The sequence below is a fragment of the Kitasatospora sp. NBC_00240 genome (assembly GCF_026342405.1).
Lineage (GTDB): Bacteria > Actinomycetota > Actinomycetes > Streptomycetales > Streptomycetaceae > Kitasatospora.
The window spans coordinates 5,516,580-5,539,101 of sequence record NZ_JAPEMU010000001.1 but is presented as its reverse complement, the minus strand read 5'-3'; the positions used below and the strand labels follow the sequence as shown (position 1 = coordinate 5,539,101).

The following is a 22,522-nucleotide window of genomic DNA, read 5'->3' as shown; positions in this document are numbered from 1 at the left end:
GCCCGCCCCGGCCGTGTCCGGGAGCTCAGCCCTCGGTGACCGCGACCGTGAGGTCCAGGCGGTACGGCTCGGTGACCCAGCCGTCCGGGAACTCGGCGAGCAGCGCCTCCCGCTCGACCGCCAGCAGCGGCGCGCGCTGCTCGGGGGTGATCGCCGCCAGGTACGAGCGCGAGGTGAGGTCGGTGATCACCTGGTCGACGGTGATCACCCGCTCCCAGCGCAGCACGGCGCTGCCCAGCCGCAGGCCGTACGGCTCCAGGTGCCCGACGATCTCGTTCACCGCGCCGTAGGCGTGGTAGGAGTCCTGCAGGGCCTCGGCGAGCCGGTTGCCCATCGCCCTGACCCAGCCGGCCGAGGTGTCCTTGACGTTCCACCAGGTGGCCAGCGCGCCCCCCGGGCGCAGCACCCGGATCGCCTCGGGGACGGAGCGGGCCGGGTCCGTCCAGTGGAAGGCCTGGGCGTAGGTGATCAGGTCGGCGGTGGAGTCGTGGAAGGGCAGGTCGTTGCCGTTGCCGCGGACCAGCGGCAGCTCCGGCGAGACGGTGTGCAGGCGCCGGGCCATCCCGGGGGTGGGCTCGACGGCGGTCACCCGGGCGCCGCGCCCGGCCAGCAGTCGGGTGGAGATGCCGGTGCCCGCGCCGACGTCCAGCACGTCGGCGCCCTTCAGCGGGCGGCCGGCCAGCCGCTCCAGCTCGTCGAAGAGCGCCTCGGGGTAGCCGGGCCGGGCCCGGTCGTACTCCTCGGCGACCGCGCCGAAGGATGAAGCGAGCGTGTCATGGTCCGTCATGTCTTCCCCCGGGTAAGGCGGTTCGCATCCGTGCGGTCCTCCCTCAGCGTACCCGGGCGGGGGTTGCCAGGTGGAGCCGGGTGAAGGCGAGCGCCTCGGCGAGGTCGGCCTCGCGTTCGGCGGCGGAGACCGAGCGCCGGGTGTTGACCTCCAGCACCACGTGGCCGCCGAAGCCCGTCCGGGCCAGGTGCTCCAGCAGTTCGGCGCAGGGCTGACTGCCCCGGCCGGGGATCAGGTGCTCGTCCTTGCCGGAGCCGGAGCCGTCGGCCAGGTGGATGTGGGCCAGCCGGTCGCCCATCCGCCGGACCATCTCCATCGCGTCGATCCGGGAGGTGGAGGCGTGCGACAGGTCGATGGTGAAGTGCCGGTACTCCTCCTCGGTGACGTCCCAGCCGGGGGCGTAGGCCAGCATCTCGCGGTCGCGGTAGCGCCAGGGGTACATGTTCTCCACCGCGAAGCGGACGTCGGTCTCGCCCGCCATCCGCCCGATCCCCTCGACGAAGTCGCGGGCGTACTGGCGCTGCCAGCGGAACGGCGGGTGGACGACGACCGCGCCGGCGCCGAGCCTCTCGGCGGCGGCCCGGGCCCGGACCAGCTTGGTCCACGGGTCGGTGGTCCACACCCGCTGGGTGATCAGCAGGCAGGGCGCGTGGACGGCCAGGATCGGCATCCGGTGGGCGTCGGAGAGCCGGCGCAGCGCCTCGACGTCCTGGCTGACCGGGTCGTTCCAGACCATCACCTCGACGCCGTCGTAGCCCAGCTTCTCGGCCAGCTCGAAGGCCACCGACGTGGACTCGGGGTACACCGAGGCGGTGGACAGCGCGACCTTGGTGTCGGGGATGTGCAGCGCCGGGTGCTGCGGCAGGACGAGGCGGTCGGTGGTGCGCAGCAGGGGCGCGGTCCGGGCGGCCCGCTTGGCGGCCTTGACGGCGCCGACGGTCCGCACCGCGCGTTTCACGGCCGCCTTCGCGGGCGTCCGGGGCGCGTCGGCGCCGGGCGGGGTGGTGGCGCCGGGCGGGGTGGTGGCGCCGGGGTCGGCCGGGGCGGGGACCGGCGCGTCGGCGCCGGCCCGGGCGCGCTTGCGGGGCCTGGCCGGCGCGGCGGGTTCCGGAGGCCCGGGCGGCACCGCCGGCGCGGCGTCCCTGGCGGCCCGGCTCCTGCGCGGCACCCTGGGCTGCTTCCCGGCGGCGGCCGGCGGTCCGGCCGGGTGCGCGGTCGGAGCGGCGCCGGTGTGGATGCCGGTGTCGGTGTTCGGGGGGTCGTCGGCGGCCGTCCCGCCTGCCGGGTGCGCCGTCCGAGCCTCGGCCGAACGGCTCGCCCTGCCCGCCTTGCCACCGGCCGACTTCACCGTCCTGGCCGTCCGGGAGGCCGCCTCGACCGTCCGCCTGGCAGCCGTACCGGCCCGGGCCCGGCGCGGCCCGGCCGACCGCGGCTGCCCCGCACCGGCAGCGCGGCCCTCCTGCGTCCCGTCCTCGTCCGCTGGTTGCGCCACGGGACACAGCGTATGCGGACACGGCCCGGAACGGGACGTAGGCGACGAACGTCACGGACCGGGCGGCGGTTGTCAGCCGGTGAGCGCGGCCCGGCTGCGGTCGGCGGGGCTGTCCAGGGTGTCGAGGCGGCGCAGGATGATGCCCTCCCGCAGCGCCCAGGGACAGATGTCCAGCTCGGCCAGGCCGAAGATGTCCATCGCGGCGTCCGCGACCAGGGCGCCGGCCAGCAGTTGCCGGGCCCGACCGGGCGAGACGCCCGGGATCTGCGCCCGCTCCGCCACCGACATCGCGCAGAGCCGGGGCACCCAGGCGGACAGGCCGGACCGGGTGAGCTTGCGGGCGGCGTACTGGCCCGCGTCGGCGGGGGCGGCGCCGGTCATCCGGGCCAGCTGCTTGAAGGTCTTGGAGGTCGCCACCGCGTGGTCGGGCGCCCCGAGCCGGGCGATCTCGCCGGCCACGCTGGCGATCTCGGCCCGGATGTGGCGTCTGAGCCGGCGCAGGTCGTCCGGGTCGGCGACGTCCCCGGGCAGCCAGCCGGCGGTGAGCCGGCCCGCGCCGAGCGGCAGCGAGCAGGCCACGTCGGGCTGCTCGTCCAGGCCGCAGGCGATCTCCAGGGAGCCGCCGCCGATGTCGAGGTTGAGCAGCCGGCCGGAGGACCAGCCGAACCAGCGCCGGACCGCCAGGAAGGTCAGCCGCGCCTCGTCCTGGCCGGAAAGCACCCGCAGCTCGACGCCCGTCTCCTCGGCGACCCGCCGCAGGACGTCCTCCCCGTTGCTGGCCTCCCGCACGGCGGAGGTGGCGAACGGCAGGACGTCCACCACGCCCTTGTCCTCGGCGACCCGGATCGACGAGGAGACCATGCCGATCAGCTTGTCCACACCGCTCGCGCAGATCGAGCCCTCGGCGTCGAGCAGCTCCGCCAGCCGCAACTCCGCCTTGTGGGAGTACGCGGGCAGCGGGGCAGCCCCGGGATGGGCGTCCACCACGAGGAAGTGGACGGTGTTGGAACCTACGTCTAGAACACCGAGTCGCATAACCGTCCACGCTACGCGATACCACCGACCACCGGCCCTGGCCCGCACACCCCGATCGGCGGACCGGCCGCCCCCGCGCCCGGCCACCTACCGACCCCGACCCGGGGAGCGGCCCCCGACGGCAGCCTGACGCCGACTCAGGGAGGTGACCCGCGACGGGCGGTGCTACCGGTCGCCACCCGGGGCCGGCGGACCGCTCCCGGGCGCCCGGCAGCGGCCGTCCGCCCACGCCCTGGCCCGGTCCGGCACGTCGGTGATCAGGCCGGCCGCGTCCCGGTCGGACATCGCCTGCCAGGACGGCTCGTCGTCCAGCGTCCACACGTAGACCTGGTGCCCGGCCCGGCGCTCGGCCCCGATCCGCTCGGCGGTGGCCAGACCCGCGTCCAGGGCGAGCCCGGCCAGCGGCAGGCCGTCCGGCGGGTCGGCCAGGCCGCCGCCCTGGATCAGGACCAGGGGCAGTCGGGGCGCCTCCTCGTGGGCCTGCTTCAGGTGGGCGGCCGAGAAGGAGTAGAGGACCACGTCGGCCCGGCTGGCGGCCGCGATCCGGGCGATCCGGGCGACGTCCTCGGGCCGCTGCCACTTGATCTCCATCAGCAGCCTGGTCCGGGTGCCGGCCAGCCGGGCCAGCAGCAGCTCCAGCGTCGGGACGGGCTCCGGGCCGCCGGGGCCGATCGTGACCCGCAGGCCGGCGATCTGGGCCGCCGTCAGGGCGGCCACCTCACCCTTGCCGTCGGTGACCCGGTCGACGGAGGAGTCGTGCATCAGGACGGGCACCCCGTCACTGGTGGTCTGCACGTCGGTCTCCAGCCAGTCGGCGCCGCCCCGCAGGGCGGCCTCGAAGGAGGCCATGGTGTTCTCGGGGGCGGTCGCGGGCGCGCCGCGGTGGCCGATCACGACCGGCCCGGCACAGGCCTTGGGGGCCGCGGCCACCTGAGCGCGCAGCGCGGTCGCCGGGGCCGCCGACGTGGACCGGGCCGCCGGGGTGGTAAGCGGCGCGGCGCAGCCCGCGGCGAGCACCGCCAGGGCGGCGAGGACGGCCGCGGGCATGCGGGGTGGAACGGTCAAGGAGGGGCTCCGGCTGCGGTCGTGGACGCCCGGGACACGCCCGGACGGATCATCACCCTGGCATGACGGCGCGTCATGACAGGGCTCGGCTCGGCTCGGCTCGGCTCATGGCGGCGCGCGGTGCCGGCCGGCCCGCCCGCACCGCGCGGGCGGACGCCCGGACCGGCGGCCCGGGTGGGCCGGCGCACAGGTGGGCCGGCGCACAGGTGGCCCGGCGCACAGGTGGCCCGGCGCACGGGTGGGCCGCGGCGGGTGGGCCGCGGCGGGTCAGTTCACAGCAGGCCGTCCCAGAACTGCTCGACCAGCACGGCCCACCAGTTCTCGGGGTCGTCGAAGACGGTCCGGTCGACCGCGGCCAGCCCCCACTGGAGTTCGGCGACGGCCTGGCCGGCCGCGTACGGGTGCAGGCCACGCAGCTTGGGCAGCCGGTCCGCGAACAGCGACAGGCAGCGGACGAAGGCCGTCAGGTCGGCGTTGCAGTAGCGGGCGGTGGCGTGGTCCGGGTCGACCGCGCGGACCACGCCGCGCGCGGTGTCCACGGTGATCAGCGACCAGCCGTCCGTCCCCAGCACCACCTGCGAGACCAGTTCCTGCCCGGCCCGGACGGTGGCCAGGGCGCCGCGTCCGAGCTCCGCCAGGTGGTCGGCGGCCGCCGGGAGCACCGGGCCGGGCCGGGTGCCGTCGGCGATCCCGTCCGGCAGCGGGTGGTGCAGCGCGAAGTACCCCTCGACCAGGACCGGTACGCCGACCCCCAGCAGCGCCCGGGCGGTCACCTCCGGCAGATCCGCCCGGGCGACGTCGGCCGGGTCGAAGCGGCGGACGCCCGCCGGGCCGAACTGCTCCGCCAGCCGGGCCGCCAAGGTCCGGTCGTGCTCGGCCGCCGCGGCGGGCACCGAGCGGGGGAACGGCACCCGGTTGCGCCGCGCGGGCGCGGGCTGCCCCGGCTCCGCCACGGGCTCCGGCAACGCGCGCAGGGCCTGCGCCCGGGCGTCCGCGCGCGGCCCGTACGGGATCTCGAACCGGACCTGGGCAGCGGGCAGTTCGGCGGCCAGCGCGTGCGCCCAGTAGCCGCCGGGCAGGGCTCCGATCCGCAGGTCGGTGCGGACCGACCCGACGTCCTCGGCCCGGACGCCCTGCTGCTGCAGCTGCCGCCAGGCGCGCAGCGCGGGGTGCGGCAGCCCCGGTTCGGAGCGCAGGGTCAGGCTCCGGGCGCCGCCGAGTTCGTCGCGGTAGGTCAGTTCGGCCCGGGCACCCGGGCCGGTGGCGGGCGGCAGCGCCGGGTCGTAGCAGCCGGCGCCGAGGCTGTCGCGGTAGAGCCGGACCACCTCGGGGACGGGGACGGACGGCCAGACGCTGAGGGCGCCGGTGGCGCGGTCGACGACGGCGCAGGCCGCGCCGATCTCCTCGGGCGCCCGGCGCTCCCCGGTCAGCGGGTCGACCCGGACCGGGGAGGGGTCCGCCCACAGCACCCAGCCCAGGTCGAACTCGTGGGCGTGCACCGCCCGGCTGCCGGTGGCGGCGTCGGCGGAGGCCCGGGGCAGGTCACCGTTGATCCAGCGGTGGGCGGCGTCGATCGCCTGCGCGCGGGTGGTCACGAGTCGACGCTCCTGGTGCTGGTGGTGCTGCTGGCGTTGGTGTTGCTGGTGTGGGTGTTGCTGGTGCTCTCGGTGGTGAGGGTGGTGCCGGCGCTCTCGGTGGTGCCGGTGGAGCCTGCGCTGCCGGCGCCCTCGGTGGCGCCGCCCTCGGTGGCGCCGACGGTCTCGGTGCCGGCGTGCGCCGCCGGGGCGGGCTCCGCGGCCGGGGTCGTCGGGGCGCCCGCGGGCCCCTCCCCTGCGCTCCCGGCCCCGGTGCTCCCCGCCCCTGCACTCGCGGTCGGGGCGCTCCCGGCCCCCGTGCTCGCCGGGTCGTCCGAGGCCGGCCCGGAACCCGCGGGGATCCCCGGGGCCTCAGGTGCGGCCGGTGCAGCCGGTGCGGCCGCCGCCTCCGGGACGGCCGGCCGGGCCCGGCGCTCCGCGAGGTCCAGCGGACGGCAGTCCGGGTCGAGGGCGATCGCCCACAGGCCGTGGTCCGCGCTGTGCAGCGGGGCCGGGCCCTGCCGGCCGGTCTGGTGGTCCAGGTAGGTCACCGTCTCCTGGTGGTTGACGGCGTTCCAGGCGTGCGAGCGCCCGTAGGCGTCCAGTGTCAGCAGGACGGCCTGGGCGCCGTGCCCGGCCCGGCGCAGCGCACCGGCCAGCCGCTCGAAGGCCTCGGCTCCCTCGCCCAGGTCCCGGAACGGCGCGCCGAGTTCGCGCTCCGCGCGGTCGCGTCCGCCGCGCTCGCCGGCGTCACCCTCGGTGGGGATCCGCGGGGCGGCGCAGGCCGGACGGCCGGTGAAGGTGTCCACCGCGGAGAGGGCGATCTCCAGTGCGTTGTTCGCCCGGCCCGGCTCGCGGTGGCCGGCGGCGTTGACCACCTCGGCCCAGCCGCCGGCGGCCGGGTCGGGGTGCCGGCCGGGCAGGCCGTCGGCGCCCTTGGGTACCCGGCGCTCCAGCTCGGCCTGCTCCTGCGGGTCGACCGGGCCCAGCCCGCCGGGCATCCCGTACGGGCGGCTGTCGGCGATGCAGCGGATCCGCACGGCCGTGTCCGGCTCCTGCTCGCCCTGGCCGCGGGCGGCCCGTGAGGCCAGGTGCAGGGCGAGCAGCTGGGCGGTGGCCACCGGGGCGACCCAGGGCGCGGTGCCCTCGCCCGGCCCGTGCTCGCCGCGGCGGCGCGCCTCGCCGGCCCCGAGGCCCGCGCCGGCACCGCCGCCACCGCCTTCGGGCGCGGCGCGGCCGGGGCCGGGGGCCAGGATCGGCCCCGTCCCGATCGGCACCGGGCCGGTGGCGCCGGCCCCGGCCCGCGATCCGCCCACGCCCGTACCTTGGCGGGCCTCCGCCGGCTGCGCGCCCGTTCCGGCGGCGGACCCGCCACCGGACCCGCCCGCACCGGTACCACCAGCACCACCAGCACCGGCAGCACCGGCAGCACCGGCACCACCAGCACCAGCACCGCCCGCGGCCGGTGTCCCCGCCCCCGGTACGCCGACCACACCGGCGGCTCCCCCGGCGCCGGTCGCGCCCGCGCCGCCCTGGGCCCCGCCGGAGGAGGGCAGGTGTCCCGCGCCGGCCGCGGTACCGCCGCCGAACCCACCACCGCCGGTACTGCCACCACCACCGCCACCGCCGCCACCGCCGCCGAAGGCGCCACCGGAGCCGAAGCTCCCGCCCCCGGGCAGCGTCCCGGTCACGCCGTAGCCACCGCCGGAGGAGGAGGCGCCACCGGGGACGTACCCACCGGAGGAGGCCGACCCGCCGAACCCGCCGCCCGCCGAGCCGCCGCCCGCCGGGTGGCCGCCACCGGCGACCGGACCGCCGGGGCCGCCGCCGTGGTCCACGTCGGGCGCCGGCGGGGCGAGGACGGAGTCGGTCCGCACCGAGACCGGGGCACCCGCGCCGCGCGGCGCCGTCGGGGCCTCGACCGGGGCGGCCGGCGCGTACCCGCCGGCGGGGGCGGAGATCGGGCCGTAGCCACCGCCCGCGTGCCCGGAGCCACCCGCCGGGGCGGGGCGCTCCGGCCGGCCCACCGGGGTGTCCACGGAGGCGCCGGCCGACGGACCGCCGCCGTTGCCGCCGCCGTCCCAGCCGCCGGGGGCCGAGCCGACCGGGCCGGTCCGGATCCGGACGTCCGGTCCGGCGCCGCCGGCCGTCACGTCCACCAGCGGGCCCGCTCCCGGACCGCCCGCGCCCGGCACCCCCGCACCGGGCGGGCCGGAGCCCGGAAGCCCCGAACCGGGCAGCTCCGAGCCGGGCAGTCCCGAGCCCGGCACGGCGTCCAGGCCGGTGCCGAACGGCGGCTTCCCGCCGGGGGCGGCGTGCTGGGTGAGGTCGACCGCCACCACCGGCTTGCCGTCCGGACCGTTCAGGACGGTCCGGCCGTCGGCGCCGACCTGCGGCCTGCCGTGCTCGTCCAGTTCGACCGTCAGGCCCTCCACCGCGACGACCGGCTTGCCGTCCTTGCCGACCACCAGCGTGAGTCCGGTCGGGTCGGCCACCTCGGTGCCGTCGGACCGCAGGATGACCGGGTTGCCCTGCTCGTCGAGGGCCGGCCGGCCGTTCTCGTCCAGCTTGACGGTCAGTCCCTCGACCCCGACCACGGGCTTGCCCTGCTCATCGAGCCGGACGGTCAGCCCCGCGCCGCCGGCGCCGAGCACACCGGGCTCGCCGAGCGCGGCGGGCAGTCCGGCCGCGGCCGGGTCGAAGCCGCCCTTGGCCGCCATCACCTCGGACATGGTGGGGACGTCCACGCCCCCGGCGTGCGCCGTCCCGGCGCCCGCGATCCGGGTCAGCGCGGTGAGGGCCGGCTCCTTCATCGCGCTCTGCACCGAGGCCTTCATGGCCCGGCCGAGTTCCTCCAGCAGCCCGGCGACCTTCAGTCGCGCGGCCTCCACCGCCACCGTCTTCACCGCGTCGGCGACGGTGTCCGAGGCGGCGTCCTTGACCTTGGCGGCCACCGCGCCGACCGACTGCACCACTGCGCCGAACACGCCCTGGGTGTGCTGCGAACCGGCGGCGGCGGTGGAGACCTGGGCGGCCGCCTGCTTGGCCGCCGCGGCCTGCTCGTCGGCCTTCTTCAGGTCCTCGGCGAGTGCGGTCAGGGTGGCGACCAGCTCCGCCTTGCAGGTGTCGGTGGCCCGGGCGGCCGTGTCGAAGGCCTTGGCGACCAGTTCGGCGGCGTGCTGCGCGTCGTCCAGGTGTCCGCGGCCGCCGCCGCTGAAGGTCTGCCAGTGGTCGGCGAAGGCCTCCACCGCGCGGCCCGAGTTCTCCCCGGTGACCCGGCCGGCCGAGGCCCCGCCGCGGCGCCCGAGCCGTTCGCTCTCGGTGGCGAAGTCGCGCCACAGCGCGGCCGACCGGCGCAGTCCGTCCTCGTCCGCCTGCGGCCAGGCGTGACCCAGCCGGGCCAGTACCGGGGCGAGTTCCTCGGGCAGCTTCCGGGACACGCGTTTCCCCCTTCGAAGAGCTACATGCGACAGCGCGCCGTACGGGCGTACGGGCGGGAACAGCGGTCTCAGGCCGCCGGGCCGGACCCGGCCGGGCCGCGGACCGGACCCGCGGCGAACCCCCCGCCAGGGTGGACGGCGCCACCGGGTGCGGAGGTTGCGGTCCGGCCGAAGTCCGCCGAGATGCCGGCATCGGTGTCCGCCACCGAGTCGGCCATGGTGTGCAGGCCGGTGCCGATCTTCCCCAGGCGGTCGGCGATGCCGTGCAGCCCGCCGAGCACCGCCTCGCGTGCCTCCTGGTAACTGCCGCCGAACCCGCTGCCGGGCTCGTCCTGCCCCCAGGGGGTGCCGAGGCCGGCCAGCGACTGCTCCAGGCCGAGCGCGGCCCGGGCGAAGTCGTTGGAGATCTGCTCGAACTCGCGGCCCTCGCCGTGCATCTCCCACGGCTTGACCGAGAAGTGCTCCCCCGGGCCGGCCCCGCCGCCCGTACCGCCCGCGGGCGTACCGCCGCCGCCCGTACCGCCGTTGCTCCTGCTGCTGCCCATCCCCGTACCTCCCCGTAGCGGACCTCGTCCCGAGGGCCGCCTTCGGTGCGCGGCCGGCGGGACGACTCCGGCGGCCGCCATCCTAGGGCGCCCGGCCGGGCCGCCGAGGGGCGCGGCGGCCTTTTCACCCCGCCTTCACGTCCGGCGGCGGCCCGGCCCGGCCGACGCGGCCCCGTCCACCTGGTGAAATCGTGGCAAATGCCTCGGCCGTGAGCTGATCCGTACCCCCCGAAGGCTCTACCCTTGCCGAGTGGCAGCAGCAGAGACCTCGAAGAACGCCCCGCACGACTCCCCCGCCAAGTCCAAGAAGGCGAAGGCACCCGCGGTCGACCTCGCGATGCCGACCCGGCGCCCGGAGGTGCCGCTCGACTTCCCGCGCGCCTGGGTGGAGTTCACCGACCCGGAGGACGACGAGCAGGTCTTCCGCTGCGACCTCACCTGGCTGACCTCCCGCTGGAGCTGCATCTTCGGCAAGGGCTGCCACGGCATCCGGCCGGGCCGCGGCGAATCCGACGGCTGCTGCACGCTGGGCGCGCACTACTCGGACGAGGACGACGAGAAGCGGGTGGCCGGGCACGCCGCGCGGCTCACCCCGGAGACCTGGGAGCTGTTCGAGCACGGCACCGACGCCAAGGGCCGGATCAAGGTCGACGGCGGCATCACCATGTTCGACGAGGACGGCGACCGGCAGACCCGCCGGGTCGACGGCGCCTGCGTGTTCCTCAACCGCCCCGGCTTCCCCGGCGGTGAGGGCTGCGCCCTGCACACCCTGGCCCTGAAGGAGGGCAAGGAGCCGCTGGAGACCAAGCCGGACGTCTGCTGGCAGCTGCCGGTCCGCCGCACCTACGACTGGATCGACCGCCCGGACGAAACCCGCTACCTCCAGGTCACCATCGGCGAGTACGACCGCCGCGGCTGGGGTCCTGGCGGCCACGACCTGCACTGGTGGTGCACCGGCAGCCCGGAGGCGCACAACGGCCCCGACCCGGTGTACGTCAGCTACCGCCCCGAGCTCACCGAGCTGATGGGCGCCGGGGCGTACAAGGTGCTGGCCGGCCTGTGCGAGGAGCGGATCGCCACCAAGGGCGACCGCAAGGTGGCACCGCACCCCGCCGACCCGGCGCCCGCGCCGAAGAAGCCCAAGCACAAGTAGCGGACGGACGGGTCCCTCGCCCCGGCGGGAGGGACCCGTCCGGTCACTTGTCGATGTCGCCGACCACGAAGAACATCGAGCCGAGGATCGCCACCATGTCGGCGACCAGCGTCCCGGGCAGCAGCTCGATGAGTGCCTGGATGTTGTTGAAGGACGCCGAGCGGAGCTTCAGCCGCCAGGGCGTCTTGTCGCCGCGCGAGACCAGGTAGTAGCCGTTGATGCCGAGCGGGTTCTCGGTCCAGGCGTAGGTGGTGCCCTCCGGTGCCTTCAGCACCTTGGGCAGCCGCAGGTTGACCGGGCCGGGCGCCAGCGTGGCCAGCTTGTCCAGGCAGGCGTCGGCGAGGTCCAGCGAGTTGGCGGTCTGCTCCAGCAGGCACTCGAAGCGGGCCAGGCAGTCGCCCTCCTCCCGGGTGACCACGGTCAGCACCCGGCGCAGCTCCTCGGAGCCGTACGCGAGGTAGGGCTCGTCGCGCCGCAGGTCGAGGTCGACGCCGCTGGCCCGGGCGATCGGGCCGCTCACCCCGTACGCGTGCACATGCTCCTTGGAGAGCACGCCGACGCCGGCGGTGCGGGCCCGGAAGATCTCGTTGCCGAGCACCAGGTCCTCGAAGACCGGCAGCTGCGAGCGGACGGTGGCGACCGCCGCGCGGACCCGGCCGAGCCAGCCGGCCGGCAGGTCCTCCTTGAGGCCGCCGACCCGGTTGAACATGTAGTGCATCCGGCCGCCGGAGGCCTCCTCCAGCACGTGCTGGAGCTCCTCGCGGCCGTGGAAGGCGTGGAAGACCGGGGTGATCCCGCCGAGCTCCAGCGGGTACGAGCCGAGGAACATCAGGTGGTTGAGCACCCGGTTCAGCTCGGCCAGCATGGTGCGGATCCAGACCGCGCGCTCGGGCACCTCCATGCCGAGCATCCGCTCCACCGCGAGCACCACGCCGAGTTCGTTGGCGAAGGCCGACAGCCAGTCGTGGCGGTTGGCGAGCATGATGATCTGGCGGTAGTCGCGGGCCTCGAAGAGCTTCTCCGCGCCCCGGTGCATGTAGCCGATCACCGGTTCGGCGGAGACGATCCGCTCGCCGTCCAGCACCAGCTTCAGGCGCAGCACGCCGTGCGTGGACGGGTGCTGCGGGCCGATGTTGAGCACCATGTCCGTGGTGCCCGGTTCGCCCGAAAAGTTTTCCGCACCCGCGCCGATGCCGACCGTGGTCTCCCTCATGGCACCAGAGTCTGCCATCCCTCCAGGCCCTCCAGGCTCCTCGGTACCGGGATACGGACGGCCTGCGCCAGCCAGCCGAAGGCTCCCAGCCCCGCCGGGTCGGTCAGCTCGGCCGCCTCGCCCGCCCCGCCGAGCGCCCGCAGGTAGGCCGCCGGGTCGCTGGACGCCAGTGCCAGCGGCGGCCGGGCGCCGCTCACCCCGAGGGCCCGCAGTGCCTCGCGCTGCGTCGTCCACAGGCTGTGGACACCGGGCACGGCTGCCGCGTCCAGCGCCACGTGCGCGGTGATGTCGCGGGAGCCGTCCGGCACCGGGCTCGCCTCCCGGCCGTCCCGGAACCCGGTGAGGGTGCCGAACGGCGGGCGCCGCCCGGCGGTGTGCGCGTAGTCCACCGCCACCGCGAGCCCGGCCGCCAGCGAGCCGACCGCACCCGCCCAGGCCGCGTCCCGCGGGCCGCCCAGCTCGACGAAGTCCCCGGGTTCGCCGGCCGGCCACCAGCGGTCGGCCCAGCGCCGGTCGGCCTCGGACACCGGGGCGCCCGGCCGCTGCTCGCCGCTCGCGGTGTCCACCTCGGTGTAACGCAGCAGCCCGTCCTCGTCGACCTCGGCGAGGTCCAGCGGCACGTTGTCCAGCCACTCGTTCGCGAACAGCAGCCCGGTGACGCCGGCGGGCGGCCCGTCCGTCCACCGGACCTCGGCCGGCAGGCCCGGCGGCCGGGCCGCCAGCTCCACTCCGTACGGGCGCAGCCGCCCGGCCAGCTCGGCGGGCACCGCGGCCAGCACCCCGGCCAGCAGCTCGCCGCGCCCCGCGCCGACGTCCACGAAGGCCAGCTCGGCCGGGCGGCCGAGCGCCTCGTCCACCTCGCCGAGCAGTCGGGCGACCGCCCGCGCGTACAGCCCCGAGGCGTGCACGGAGGTCCGGAAGTGGCCCGCCGGGCCCTCCGGCCTGCGGTAGAACCCCTCCGCCCCGTACAGCGCCTGTTCCATGGCGGGCCGCCACCGCATCCAAGTCATAGGGGTGGACGCTACCCGGCGCCGGACCCGACCCGGGGTTCGTCTCCGACCTAGGGAGTAGAAGGGATCGCTCTCCCGGCGGACCTGGGGGCACTGTGCGACTGCCTAGGCTGGACACGTGCATCGACTCAACGCCTGGCTCCGCCGACACCCCATGGTGGCCGACTCCGCCTGGGCGCTGTTGTTGCTGCTCCTCGGCCTGCTGCCGGACGGCGGCGACGACGGCTGGCGCGAGGTCGTCCACTACGTGATCGCGGTGGCCGTCCCGGTTCTGATGGTCTTCCGCCGCCGCAACCCGGACCTCACCCTGGTGCTGGCCGTCACGATCGGCCTGGCCCAGCTGGCGATGGCGGTCGAGCCGGCCGCGTCCAGCATCGGCTTCCTGGTGTTCGCGTACAGCGGCGCCGCGTTCGGCTCCACCTGGGCCTCCCGGCTGGCGCTGGCCGCCGGACTGGCGGCGGGGCCGCTGACGCTCTGGCGCTACCCCAACAGCGCCAGGGACGAGCAGGGCGAACCGGTCGGGCCGCACTACAGCCTGATGCAGAGCCTGCTGCTGGCCCTGCTGATGTCCACCCCGTTCGTGCTCTGCTGGGCCTGGGGCCGGCTGACCCGGGTGCGCCGGGCGTACCTGGTGGAGCTGGAGGACCGGGCGGCCCGGCTGGAGCGCGAGCGGGACGCGCAGGCGAAGGTCGCGGTGGCGGCCGAGCGGGCCCGGATCGCCCGGGAGCTGCACGACGTGGTGGCGCACAACGTCTCGGTGATGATCGTCCAGGCGGACGGCGCCGCGTACGTGCTCGACAACTCGCCGCAGCAGGCGAAGGAGGCGCTCGGCACCATCGCCTCCACCGGCCGCCAGGCGCTGGTGGAGATGCGCCGGCTGCTCGGGGTGCTGCGGACGGCCGACACCGCCGAGGAGTACATGCCGCAGCCCGGCGTGGAGGAGCTGCCCGAGCTGCTCGACCAGGTCCGCACGGCCGGCCTGCCGGTCGACTTCACCGCCTCCGGCGACGCCCGCGAACTGCCCAGGGGCGTGGAGCTGACGGTCTACCGGATCGTCCAGGAGGCGCTCACCAACGTCCGCAAGCACGGCGGCCCGGACGCCAGGGCCAAGGTCGCGGTCGACTTCGGCGAGCGGGAGCTGGCCGTGCTGATCGAGGACGACGGCCGGGGCACCACCTCCGAGCAGCTCACCGGCGGTGGGACCGACGGCCTCGGGCATGGTCTGATCGGCATGCGGGAGCGGGTCGGGATGGTCAGCGGCAGCCTCGACGTCGGCCCCAGGCCCGGCGGCGGGTTCCGGATCCGCGCCGTGCTGCCGCTCAAGGCGGCGAAGTAGAAGCAGAGCCGGTGCGTCCCGTCCGGGCGTCCGTGTCACGGTCCGGGCGACGACGTCCGTGAACCGGTCCGAGCAAGAAGGAGAGCCATGACCATCCGCGTGATGCTCGTCGACGACCAGGAGCTGCTGCGCACCGGCTTCCGGATGGTCCTGCAGTCGCAGGGCGACATCGAGATCACCGCGGAGGCCGGTGACGGCGCGCAGGCCCTGGAGGTGCTGCGGCACACCGAGGTGGACGTGATCCTGATGGACGTCCGGATGCCCCGGCTGGACGGCGTCCAGGCCACCCGCCGGATCTGCCTGTCCGCCGAGGGCACGCCGCTGCCGGGCGCCCCGCACGTGCTCATCCTCACCACCTTCGACCTGGACGAGTACGCCTTCGCCGCACTGAAGGCGGGCGCCAGCGGCTTCCTGCTCAAGGACGTCCCGCCGACCGAGCTGGTCGCCGCGATCCGCTCGGTCCACGCCGGCGACGCCGTGGTCGCGCCGACCACCACCCGCCGCATGATCGACCGCTTCGCCGAGGTGCTGCCCACGGCCGGCGCGGCCCCGACCGCCGACACGCTGGCCCCGCTCACCGACCGCGAGCGGGAGGTGTTCCTGCTGGTCGCCCAGGGGCTGTCGAACAGCGAGATCGCCGCCCGGCTGGTGCTCTCCGAGGCCACCGTGAAGACCCACGTCGGCCGCATCCTCGCCAAGCTGGGCCTGCGCGACCGGGTGCAGGCCGTGGTGCTGGCCTACGAGGCCGGCCTGGTCCGGGCCGGCGCCGGGGATTGACGGGGGCGGGGCGCGTCGGGGCCGGGCGGGGCGCGTCGGGGCGGGGCAGCCGGGCCCGCCCGGCCGGTGTCGCGGGCCCGTCCCGGCGGGTGGCTCCCGGGCGGCCGTAGAATGGCCCGGTACGTCTGGTACCCGCAGAGGACTGGAACGGAAAGTTAGGACGAACGCCAAGCCGTGAGCACGTCCAACCCCTTCGGAGCGCCCGAGCAGTCCGCCGGCCCGTCCGACCCCGGTGCCCGTCCCGCCCGGCTCGCCGTCGGCGTGGTCGGCACCGGCCGCGTCGGGCCCGCCCTGGGCGCCGCCCTGCAACTGGCCGGCCACCGGGTGGTCGCCGCCTCCGGTGTCTCGGCCTCCTCCCGGCGCCGGGCCGAGGCGCTGCTGCCGGGGGTCCGCCTCGTGACGCCGCAGCAGGTACTGGCCGCCGCCGACCTGGTGCTGCTGACCGTCCCCGACGACGCGCTCGCCGACCTGGTCCGGGGCCTGGCCACGACCGGGGCGGTGCGCCCCGGGCAGATCGTGGTGCACACCTCGGGCGCGCACGGCGTGGCGATCCTCGACCCGGCGACCCGGGCCGGCGCGCTGCCGCTGGCCCTGCACCCCGCGATGACCTTCACCGGGACGTCGGTGGACCTGGCCCGGCTGGCCGGCTGCCCGTTCGGGGTGACCGCCCCGCAGGAGCTGCGGCCGGTGGCCGAGGCCCTGGTGGTGGAGATGGGCGGCGAGCCCGAGTGGGTGCCCGAGGAGGTCCGCCCGGTCTACCACACGGCGCTGGCGCACGGCGCGAACCACCTGGTCACCCTGGTCGCGCAGGCCATGGAGCTGCTGCGCGACGCCGGGGTGGCCGAGCCCGGCCGGCTGCTCGGCCCGCTGCTCGGCGCCGCCCTGGACAACAGTCTGCGCTCCGGCGACGCGGCCCTGACCGGCCCGGTCGCCCGGGGCGACGCGGGGACGCTCCGCCGTCACCTGGAACAGTTGCGTACGGTGTCCCCGGACATCGATCAGGCGTACCGCGCGATGGCCCGGGCCACGGCGCAGCGGGCGGTCCGGGGCGGATCGCTCAAGGAAGAGTCGGCGGCGGCGCTGCTGGACGTACTCAACGAGGAGAGCAACTGATGGCGGGCAAGAACCAGCGTGGCAGGCAGCCGGTCCGGGAGCCGAAGGTCCGCAAGGCGGCCCTCACCCACACGATCGCCGACTTCGAGCCCGCCTTCTGGCCGGACGAGCAGCCGGTGGACAACGCCGTCGTGATGACGATGGGCGCCCTGCACGAGGGCCACGCCGCGCTGATCCGGGCGGCCCGCAAGCAGGTCGGCGCGGACGGCCGGGTGGCCGTCACGGTCTTCGTGAACCCGCTGCAGTTCGGCGCCGGCGAGGACCTCGACCGCTACCCGCGCACGCTGGCCGCCGACGTCCGGCTGGCCGAGGAGAACGGCGCGGACGTGGTGTTCGCCCCGCTGGTCGAGGAGGTCTACCCGAACGGCGAGCCGCAGGTGCGGATCACCGCGGGCCCGATGGGCGAGCGCTTCGAGGGCGCCACCCGCCCCGGCCACTTCGACGGCATGCTGACCGTGGTCGCCAAGCTGCTGCACATCACCGACCCGGATTTCGCCTTCTTCGGCGAGAAGGACGCCCAGCAGCTGGCGATCGTCCAGCGGATGGTGGCCGACCTGGACTTCGACGTCGAGGTGATCGGCGTTCCGACCGTCCGCGAGGAGGACGGCCTGGCCCGGTCCTCGCGCAACCGCTTCCTCGCCGAGGACGAGCGCGAGCGGGCCCTGACGCTCTCCCGGGCCCTGTTCGCCGGCCGCGACGTGGCCGCCCAGGGCCCCAAGGCGGTCCGCGAGGCGGCCTCGGCCGTGATCGACGCCGCCGAAGGTGTCACCCTTGACTACCTCGCCCTGATCGACCCCGACGACTTCACCGAAGCGGCGGACGACTTCCAGGGTGAGGCCGTGCTGGCCGTGGCCGCGAAGGTGGGTTCCACCCGTCTGATCGACAACGTCCGCATCATCGTCCGCTAGGACGGCAGCGTCCGCCGGGACGAGGCACCTCGCACCACCCGCCCCACGTACCACTTCTCCCCCACCACCCTCAGGCATGCACTCACCACAGGAGGCGTGACCCAATGCTCCGCACCATGCTCAAGTCCAAGATCCACCGGGCCACCGTGACCCAGGCCGACCTGCACTACGTCGGCTCGGTCACGGTGGACGAGGACCTGCTCGACGCCGCCGACCTGCTCCCCGGCGAGCTGGTCCACATCGTCGACATCAACAACGGCGCCCGCCTGGAGACCTACACCATCGCGGGCCCGCGCGGCTCCGGCATCATCGGCATCAACGGCGCCGCCGCCCGGCTGGTCCACCCCGGCGACCTGGTGATCCTGATCGCCTACGCGCAGATGGACACCGCCGAGGCCAAGGGCTACGTGCCCAACGTGGTCTTCGTCGACGCCGACAACCGGATCACCGGCCTCGGCACCGACGCCGCCGAGGCCCGGGAGGGCAGCGGCCTGCTCCGGGGCGACCAGGCCCACGCACCCGGGACGGTGGGCCGGCAGGCGTACGGTGGCCCCGACAACGCGGCCGCCACCGCCGCGCGCTGAAGGAGCAACTGAACGCCATGTCCGTCTCGCACCGTCTCACCGCCCCCGCCCCCGGCTGGACGACCACCACCGACGTCGTCGTGGTCGGATCCGGCGTGTCCGGCCTCACCGTCGCCCTCAACGTCCGCAAGGCCGGCCTGCGGGCCGTGGTGGTCACCAAGGCGATGCTGGACGACGGCTCCACCCGCTGGGCCCAGGGCGGCATCGCCGCCGCCCTGGGCGAGGGGGACACCCCCGAGCAGCACCTGGCCGACACCCTGGTGGCCGGCGCCGGCCTCTGCGACGAGGAGGCCGTCCGCACCCTCGTCACCGAGGGCCCGGAGGCCGTCCGGCACCTGATCGCCACCGGCGCCGCCTTCGACGTCGACGAGGCCGGCGAGATCCTGCTCACCCGCGAGGGCGGCCACCACCGGCGCCGGATCGCGCACGCCGGCGGCGACGCCACCGGGGCCGAGATATCGCGGGCCCTGGTCTCCGCCGTGCGCAGCGACCCGGGCCTGGAGCTGATCGAGCACGCCCTGGTGCTGGACCTGCTGACCGACGCCGAGGGCCACGCGGCCGGCCTGACCCTGCACGTGATGGGCGAGGGCCAGCGCGACGGCGTCGGCGCGATCCGGGCCCGCGCCGTGGTGCTCGCCACCGGCGGCATGGGCCAGGTCTTCTCCGCCACCACCAACCCGGCGGTCTCCACCGGCGACGGCGTGGCGCTGGCGCTGCGCGCCGGGGCCGAGGTGACCGACCTGGAGTTCGTCCAGTTCCACCCGACCGTGCTCTGGCTCGGCGCGGAGGCCGAGGGGCAGCAGCCGCTGGTCTCCGAGGCCGTCCGCGGCGAGGGGGCCTACCTGGTCGACGCCGACGAGCACCGCTTCATGGTCGGGCAGCACGAGCTGAACGAACTGGCCCCGCGCGACATCGTCGCCAAGGCGATCAGCCGGCAGATGCACCTCAAGGGCACCGACCACATGTACCTGGACGGGCGGCACTTCGGCGCCCGGATGTGGGAGGAGCGCTTCCCGACCATCCTGGCGTCCTGCCGCTCGCACGGCATCGACCCGGTGACCGAGCTGATCCCCATCGCCCCGGCCGCGCACCACGCCTCCGGCGGCATCCGCACCGACCTGCTGGGCCGCAGCACCGTCCCGGGGCTGTACGCCTGCGGCGAAGTGGCCTGCACCGGCGTGCACGGCGCCAACCGGCTGGCCTCCAACTCGCTGCTGGAGGGCCTGGTCTTCGCCGAGCGGATCGCCGCGGACCTGACCGCCCGGCACCGGGCCGGCGAACTGCCGGAGCGTGCCGTGGACGTGGCGGCCGCCCGGGCGGCGCGCGCCGTGCCGCTGCCGGCACCGGAGGCCCGGGCCGACATCCAGCGGCTGATGTCCAAGGGCGCGGGCCTGCTGCGCTCGGCCGACGGCATGGCGGCCACCGCCGCCGGGCTGGCCGCGCTCGCCGAGGAGGCGTACGCCCAGCTGGCCGACGAGAAGCCGGCCGACCCCCGGGTGGAGACCTGGGAGGCGGCCAACCTGCACCTGGTCGCGACCGCCCTGGTGGCGGCCGCCGCCCAGCGCGAGGAGACCCGCGGCTGCCACTGGCGCGAGGACTTCCCCGAGCGGGACGACGCCCACTGGCGGCGCCACCTGGTCACCACTCTCGCCGGCACCGCCGGCACCCCCGTCAGTACTCCCGAGGAGCAGTAAGCCATGTCCCACACCCACGAAGAACTCCCGCTGGCCGAGCAGAGCGGCGGCTGCGGCGACGGCTGCGGCTGCGGGGACGGCGAGGGCTACGAGAGCGGTCTCGACCCGCAGCTCGCCGAGCTGCTGGAGGAGGCCGGGCTGGACCCGATCGAGGTCGAGGACGTCGCCACCCTGGCGCTGGCCGAGGACCTGGCCGGCGGCGAGGACGTCACCTCCGTCGCGACCGTGCCGGCCGAGGCCGTCGCCACCGCCGACTTCACCGCCCGGGAGGCCGGCGTGGTCGCCGGCCTGCGGGTCGCCGAGGCCGTGGTCTCGCTGATCTGCGAGGAGGAGTTCGAGGTCGAGCGGCACGTCCAGGACGGCGACCTGGTGGAGGCCGGCCAGGTGCTGCTCTCCGTCCGCAGCCGCACCCGCGACCTGCTGACCGCCGAGCGCAGCGCGCTCAACCTGCTCTGCCACCTGTCCGGCATCGCCACCGCCACCCGTGCCTGGGCCGACGCCCTGGCGGGCACCGGTGCGGTCGTCCGCGACACCCGCAAGACCCACCCGGGCCTGCGGGCGCTGCAGAAGTACGCGGTGCGCTGCGGCGGCGGCGCCAACCACCGGATGGCGCTGTCCGACGCCGCGCTGGTGAAGGACAACCACGTGGTGGCGGCCGGCGGCGTCGCCGAGGCGTTCCGGGCCGTCCGGGCGGCGTACCCGGATCTCGCGGTGGAGGTCGAGGTCGACACCCTGGAGCAGATCCCGCCGGTCCTGGAGGCGGGCGCCGACCTGATCCTGCTCGACAACTTCAGCGTGGCGCAGCTCAAGGAGGCCGTCGCGCTGGTGGCCGGCCGGGCGAAGCTGGAGGCTTCCGGCGGACTGACCCTGGCCACCGCGCGCGAGGTCGCCGAGACTGGTGTCGACTACCTGGCGGTGGGAGCGCTGACGCACTCCTCGCCGATCCTCGACATCGGCCTGGACCTGCGTCCGTAATCCCTCGTCAGAGACCCCTTCTAGCCGTTACGGGACCTCATGCTCCTCACCATCGACGTCGGCAACACCCAGACCACGCTCGGCCTGTTCGACGGCGAGGACGTCGTCGAGCACTGGCGGATCTCCACCGATCCGCGCCGCACGGCGGACGAACTGGCGGTGCTGATGCAGGGGCTGATGGGGTCTCACACCGCGGTCTCCGAGGCCAAGGTGGACGGCCTGGCGATCTGCTCCTCCGTCCCCGCCGTGCTCCATGAGCTCCGCGAGGTGACCCGCCGCTACTACGGCGACGTCCCCGCGGTGATCGTGGAGCCCGGCGTGAAGACGGGCGTGCACGTCCTGATGGACAACCCCAAGGAGGTCGGCGCCGACCGGATCGTCAACGCGCTGGCCGCCAACCATCTCTACGGCGGCCCGTGCATCGTGGTCGACTTCGGCACCGCGACCACCTTCGACGCGGTCAACGAGCGCGGGGACTACGTCGGCGGCGCGATCGCCCCGGGCATCGAGATCTCGGTGGACGCGCTCGGTGTCCGCGGCGCCCAGCTGCGCAAGATCGAGCTGGCCCGGCCGCGCAACGTGATCGGCAAGAACACCGTCGAGGGCATGCAGTCCGGCATCCTGTACGGCTTCGCCGGCCAGGTCGACGGCCTGGTCAACCGGATGTCCCGGGAGCTCGCCAAGGACCCGGAGGACGTCCAGGTGATCGCCACCGGTGGCCTGGCCACCCTGGTCCTCGGCGAGGCCACCACCATCGACGTGCACGAGCCGTGGCTCACCCTGATCGGCCTGCGGCTGGTGTACGAGCGCAACCGCCCGGCCGCCTGAGCGGACCGGCCGGACGGGCCCCGGGAGGCCGCGGCCGTCCCTTCGGCACCGCTACGGCCCGGGTACCGGGGTGGGCGCCCCCAGGACGGGCGCGCCGGGTGCCGGGCCGCCCTGCGGCGTCCCGGCGGTCGGCGGGACGATGATCGCCCCTTCGGACGGCGTGCGCGGCCGCCGCGGCCCGGTGGGCGGCGACACTCCGTCCGGCTCCGGCATTCCCACCAGGGGCTCGGGCTCCAGGGCGGCCTTCACCGACTGCCACTTCCGGTCCGTGACCAGGGCGGTCAGCTGGGCCTGGGTCAGCGGCGGGTCGGCCCGGGTGATCGGAGCCCCCCGCTGCTGCGGGTCGCGGTTCCACTCCTGGAGCTGCATCCGGAAACCGTCGGCGGTGTACAGCAGCGCCGACCAGGTCCGCGCGCCGGCCGGTTCGTCCGCCCTGGTCCCGGATTTGTACAGGGCCACCGACGATCCGTCCGGGAGGGTCTCGACGGCGCACTCGTCACCGGCGACGAGCGGCGTCGGGCATTCCGGGCCAGGGCCCGCGTCGGGGGCCCTCGTGACCCAGAAGATCACCTGCGCCGCGCCCCCGCCGTCGTCGAGGATCAGCCGGACCTGCGCCGTCCCGTCCTGCGTCCCCTGGGCCTGGGCCACCTGTACCGTGCCGGCCGGCAGCGACCCGGTCAGCAGGGCGGTGAACTCCTCCGCGCTCACCGGCGGCGCCGTGGCCGGCCCGGCGCCGCCGACGCCCGGCCCCGCCACGAACACCCCGCCGGCGCCGATCACCGCGAGCGCGGCGATGCTCGCGGCGACGGAGGCGGTCCGGCGGCGGCGCAGCCGACGGCCCCGGACCTGGGCGCCGGCGATCAGCGGCTCGGCCCGCACGGCGTAGTCCTCGCCGGCCCGGGACAGGGCCCGGGTGAAGTCCAGCTCGAACTGCGGGTCCGGCCGGTCATGGTCGGTGGACATGTCTCATCACCACTTCTACTGATCGTTCCA

General features: G+C 75.8%; 19 protein-coding genes. 9 read left to right on the top strand and 10 right to left on the bottom strand.

The window, feature by feature from the left end; genetic code table 11:
• Positions 1–25: 25 nt before the first annotated feature.
• The 7 genes from OG689_RS23520 to OG689_RS23490 all read right to left on the bottom strand — a co-directional run bounded on the left by OG689_RS23520 (position 26) and on the right by OG689_RS23490 (position 9,938).
• A complete protein-coding gene (locus tag OG689_RS23520; RefSeq protein ID WP_266322887.1) occupies positions 26–787 on the bottom strand; it encodes a class I SAM-dependent methyltransferase in 762 nt (253 codons plus the stop codon).
• A gap of 43 nt (positions 788–830) precedes the next feature.
• A complete protein-coding gene (locus OG689_RS23515; protein WP_266327369.1) occupies positions 831–1,634 on the bottom strand; it encodes a sugar phosphate isomerase/epimerase in 804 nt (267 codons plus the stop codon).
• Positions 1,635–2,351: 717 nt separating this feature from the next.
• Positions 2,352–3,314, bottom strand: coding sequence for a Ppx/GppA phosphatase family protein (locus tag OG689_RS23510; RefSeq protein WP_266322886.1), 963 nt, complete (start codon positions 3,312–3,314; stop codon positions 2,352–2,354).
• Between the two features lie 165 nt (positions 3,315–3,479).
• The gene (locus OG689_RS23505) at positions 3,480–4,379 is read right to left on the bottom strand and encodes a glycerophosphodiester phosphodiesterase (RefSeq protein ID WP_266322885.1); all 900 of its coding nucleotides are present in this window, start codon (positions 4,377–4,379) and stop codon (positions 3,480–3,482) included.
• A gap of 272 nt (positions 4,380–4,651) precedes the next feature.
• On the bottom strand, positions 4,652–5,974 hold the full coding sequence (locus OG689_RS23500; protein ID WP_266322884.1) for an SUKH-4 family immunity protein: 1,323 nt from the start codon (positions 5,972–5,974) through the stop codon (positions 4,652–4,654).
• The gene (locus tag OG689_RS23495) at positions 5,971–9,393 is read right to left on the bottom strand and encodes a toxin glutamine deamidase domain-containing protein (RefSeq protein WP_266322883.1); all 3,423 of its coding nucleotides are present in this window, start codon (positions 9,391–9,393) and stop codon (positions 5,971–5,973) included. Before OG689_RS23495 ends, OG689_RS23500 begins: the two co-directional genes overlap by 4 nt.
• 68 nt (positions 9,394–9,461) lie before the next feature.
• Entirely contained in the window at positions 9,462–9,938 is a 477-nt protein-coding gene (locus tag OG689_RS23490; RefSeq protein ID WP_266322882.1) for a hypothetical protein, read from the bottom strand.
• A 337-nt stretch (positions 9,939–10,275) separates the two neighbouring features.
• On the opposite strand from OG689_RS23490, the gene OG689_RS23485 reads away from it, so the two are divergent.
• Positions 10,276–11,091, top strand: a complete 816-nt coding sequence (locus OG689_RS23485; RefSeq protein WP_266327367.1) for a hypothetical protein — start codon at positions 10,276–10,278, stop codon at positions 11,089–11,091.
• Positions 11,092–11,134: 43 nt separating this feature from the next.
• On the opposite strand, the gene OG689_RS23480 is transcribed toward OG689_RS23485, so the two are convergent.
• Positions 11,135–12,304 (bottom strand): NADH-quinone oxidoreductase subunit D, encoded by a 1,170-nt coding sequence (locus tag OG689_RS23480; protein WP_266322881.1) that lies wholly within the window; start codon positions 12,302–12,304, stop codon positions 11,135–11,137.
• On the bottom strand, positions 12,301–13,314 hold the full coding sequence (locus tag OG689_RS23475) for an SAM-dependent methyltransferase (protein ID WP_266322880.1): 1,014 nt from the start codon (positions 13,312–13,314) through the stop codon (positions 12,301–12,303). Before OG689_RS23475 ends, OG689_RS23480 begins: the two co-directional genes overlap by 4 nt.
• Positions 13,315–13,432: 118 nt before the next feature.
• Between OG689_RS23475 and OG689_RS23470 the strand changes: the two genes are divergently transcribed.
• From OG689_RS23470 to OG689_RS23435, 8 genes are all read left to right on the top strand, one after another.
• Entirely contained in the window at positions 13,433–14,650 is a 1,218-nt protein-coding gene (locus OG689_RS23470) for a sensor histidine kinase (RefSeq protein WP_266322879.1), read from the top strand.
• A gap of 87 nt (positions 14,651–14,737) precedes the next feature.
• A complete protein-coding gene (locus OG689_RS23465) occupies positions 14,738–15,427 on the top strand; it encodes a response regulator transcription factor (protein ID WP_266322878.1) in 690 nt (229 codons plus the stop codon).
• Between the two features lie 174 nt (positions 15,428–15,601).
• Positions 15,602–16,540: a DUF2520 domain-containing protein gene (locus tag OG689_RS23460; protein ID WP_266322877.1), complete on the top strand. Its 939-nt coding sequence runs from the start codon at positions 15,602–15,604 to the stop codon at positions 16,538–16,540.
• A complete protein-coding gene (gene panC / locus OG689_RS23455) occupies positions 16,540–17,448 on the top strand; it encodes a pantoate--beta-alanine ligase (RefSeq protein WP_266322876.1) in 909 nt (302 codons plus the stop codon). Before OG689_RS23460 ends, panC begins: the two co-directional genes overlap by 1 nt.
• Positions 17,449–17,552: 104 nt before the next feature.
• On the top strand, positions 17,553–18,032 hold the full coding sequence (panD, locus tag OG689_RS23450; RefSeq protein ID WP_266322875.1) for an aspartate 1-decarboxylase: 480 nt from the start codon (positions 17,553–17,555) through the stop codon (positions 18,030–18,032).
• A 17-nt stretch (positions 18,033–18,049) separates the two neighbouring features.
• Entirely contained in the window at positions 18,050–19,726 is a 1,677-nt protein-coding gene (locus OG689_RS23445) for an L-aspartate oxidase (protein WP_266322874.1), read from the top strand.
• Positions 19,727–19,729: 3 nt separating this feature from the next.
• Positions 19,730–20,701: a carboxylating nicotinate-nucleotide diphosphorylase gene (gene nadC / locus OG689_RS23440; protein ID WP_266322873.1), complete on the top strand. Its 972-nt coding sequence runs from the start codon at positions 19,730–19,732 to the stop codon at positions 20,699–20,701.
• Positions 20,702–20,740: 39 nt separating this feature from the next.
• On the top strand, positions 20,741–21,529 hold the full coding sequence (locus OG689_RS23435) for a type III pantothenate kinase (protein WP_191288789.1): 789 nt from the start codon (positions 20,741–20,743) through the stop codon (positions 21,527–21,529).
• Positions 21,530–21,580: 51 nt separating this feature from the next.
• On the opposite strand, the gene OG689_RS23430 is transcribed toward OG689_RS23435, so the two are convergent.
• On the bottom strand, positions 21,581–22,492 hold the full coding sequence (locus tag OG689_RS23430; protein WP_266322872.1) for a hypothetical protein: 912 nt from the start codon (positions 22,490–22,492) through the stop codon (positions 21,581–21,583).
• Between the last annotated feature and the right edge of the window lie 30 nt (positions 22,493–22,522).

What these genes read in the sequence shown, in the direction of transcription:
- OG689_RS23520 (WP_266322887.1), bottom strand. Translation starts at nt 787, where the DNA reads ATGACGGACCATGACACGCTCGCTTCATCCTTCGGCGCGGTCGCCGAG.
- OG689_RS23510 (WP_266322886.1), bottom strand. Translation starts at nt 3,314, where the DNA reads ATGCGACTCGGTGTTCTAGACGTAGGTTCCAACACCGTCCACTTCCTC.
- OG689_RS23490 (WP_266322882.1), bottom strand. Translation starts at nt 9,938, where the DNA reads ATGGGCAGCAGCAGGAGCAACGGCGGTACGGGCGGCGGCGGTACGCCC.
- OG689_RS23485 (WP_266327367.1), top strand. Translation starts at nt 10,276, where the DNA reads ATGCCGACCCGGCGCCCGGAGGTGCCGCTCGACTTCCCGCGCGCCTGG.
- OG689_RS23480 (WP_266322881.1), bottom strand. Translation starts at nt 12,304, where the DNA reads ATGAGGGAGACCACGGTCGGCATCGGCGCGGGTGCGGAAAACTTTTCG.
- OG689_RS23475 (WP_266322880.1), bottom strand. Translation starts at nt 13,314, where the DNA reads ATGACTTGGATGCGGTGGCGGCCCGCCATGGAACAGGCGCTGTACGGG.
- OG689_RS23465 (WP_266322878.1), top strand. Translation starts at nt 14,738, where the DNA reads ATGACCATCCGCGTGATGCTCGTCGACGACCAGGAGCTGCTGCGCACC.
- panC (WP_266322876.1), top strand. Translation starts at nt 16,540, where the DNA reads ATGGCGGGCAAGAACCAGCGTGGCAGGCAGCCGGTCCGGGAGCCGAAG.
- panD (WP_266322875.1), top strand. Translation starts at nt 17,553, where the DNA reads ATGCTCCGCACCATGCTCAAGTCCAAGATCCACCGGGCCACCGTGACC.
- OG689_RS23445 (WP_266322874.1), top strand. Translation starts at nt 18,050, where the DNA reads ATGTCCGTCTCGCACCGTCTCACCGCCCCCGCCCCCGGCTGGACGACC.
- nadC (WP_266322873.1), top strand. Translation starts at nt 19,730, where the DNA reads ATGTCCCACACCCACGAAGAACTCCCGCTGGCCGAGCAGAGCGGCGGC.
- OG689_RS23435 (WP_191288789.1), top strand. Translation starts at nt 20,741, where the DNA reads ATGCTCCTCACCATCGACGTCGGCAACACCCAGACCACGCTCGGCCTG.
- OG689_RS23430 (WP_266322872.1), bottom strand. Translation starts at nt 22,492, where the DNA reads ATGTCCACCGACCATGACCGGCCGGACCCGCAGTTCGAGCTGGACTTC.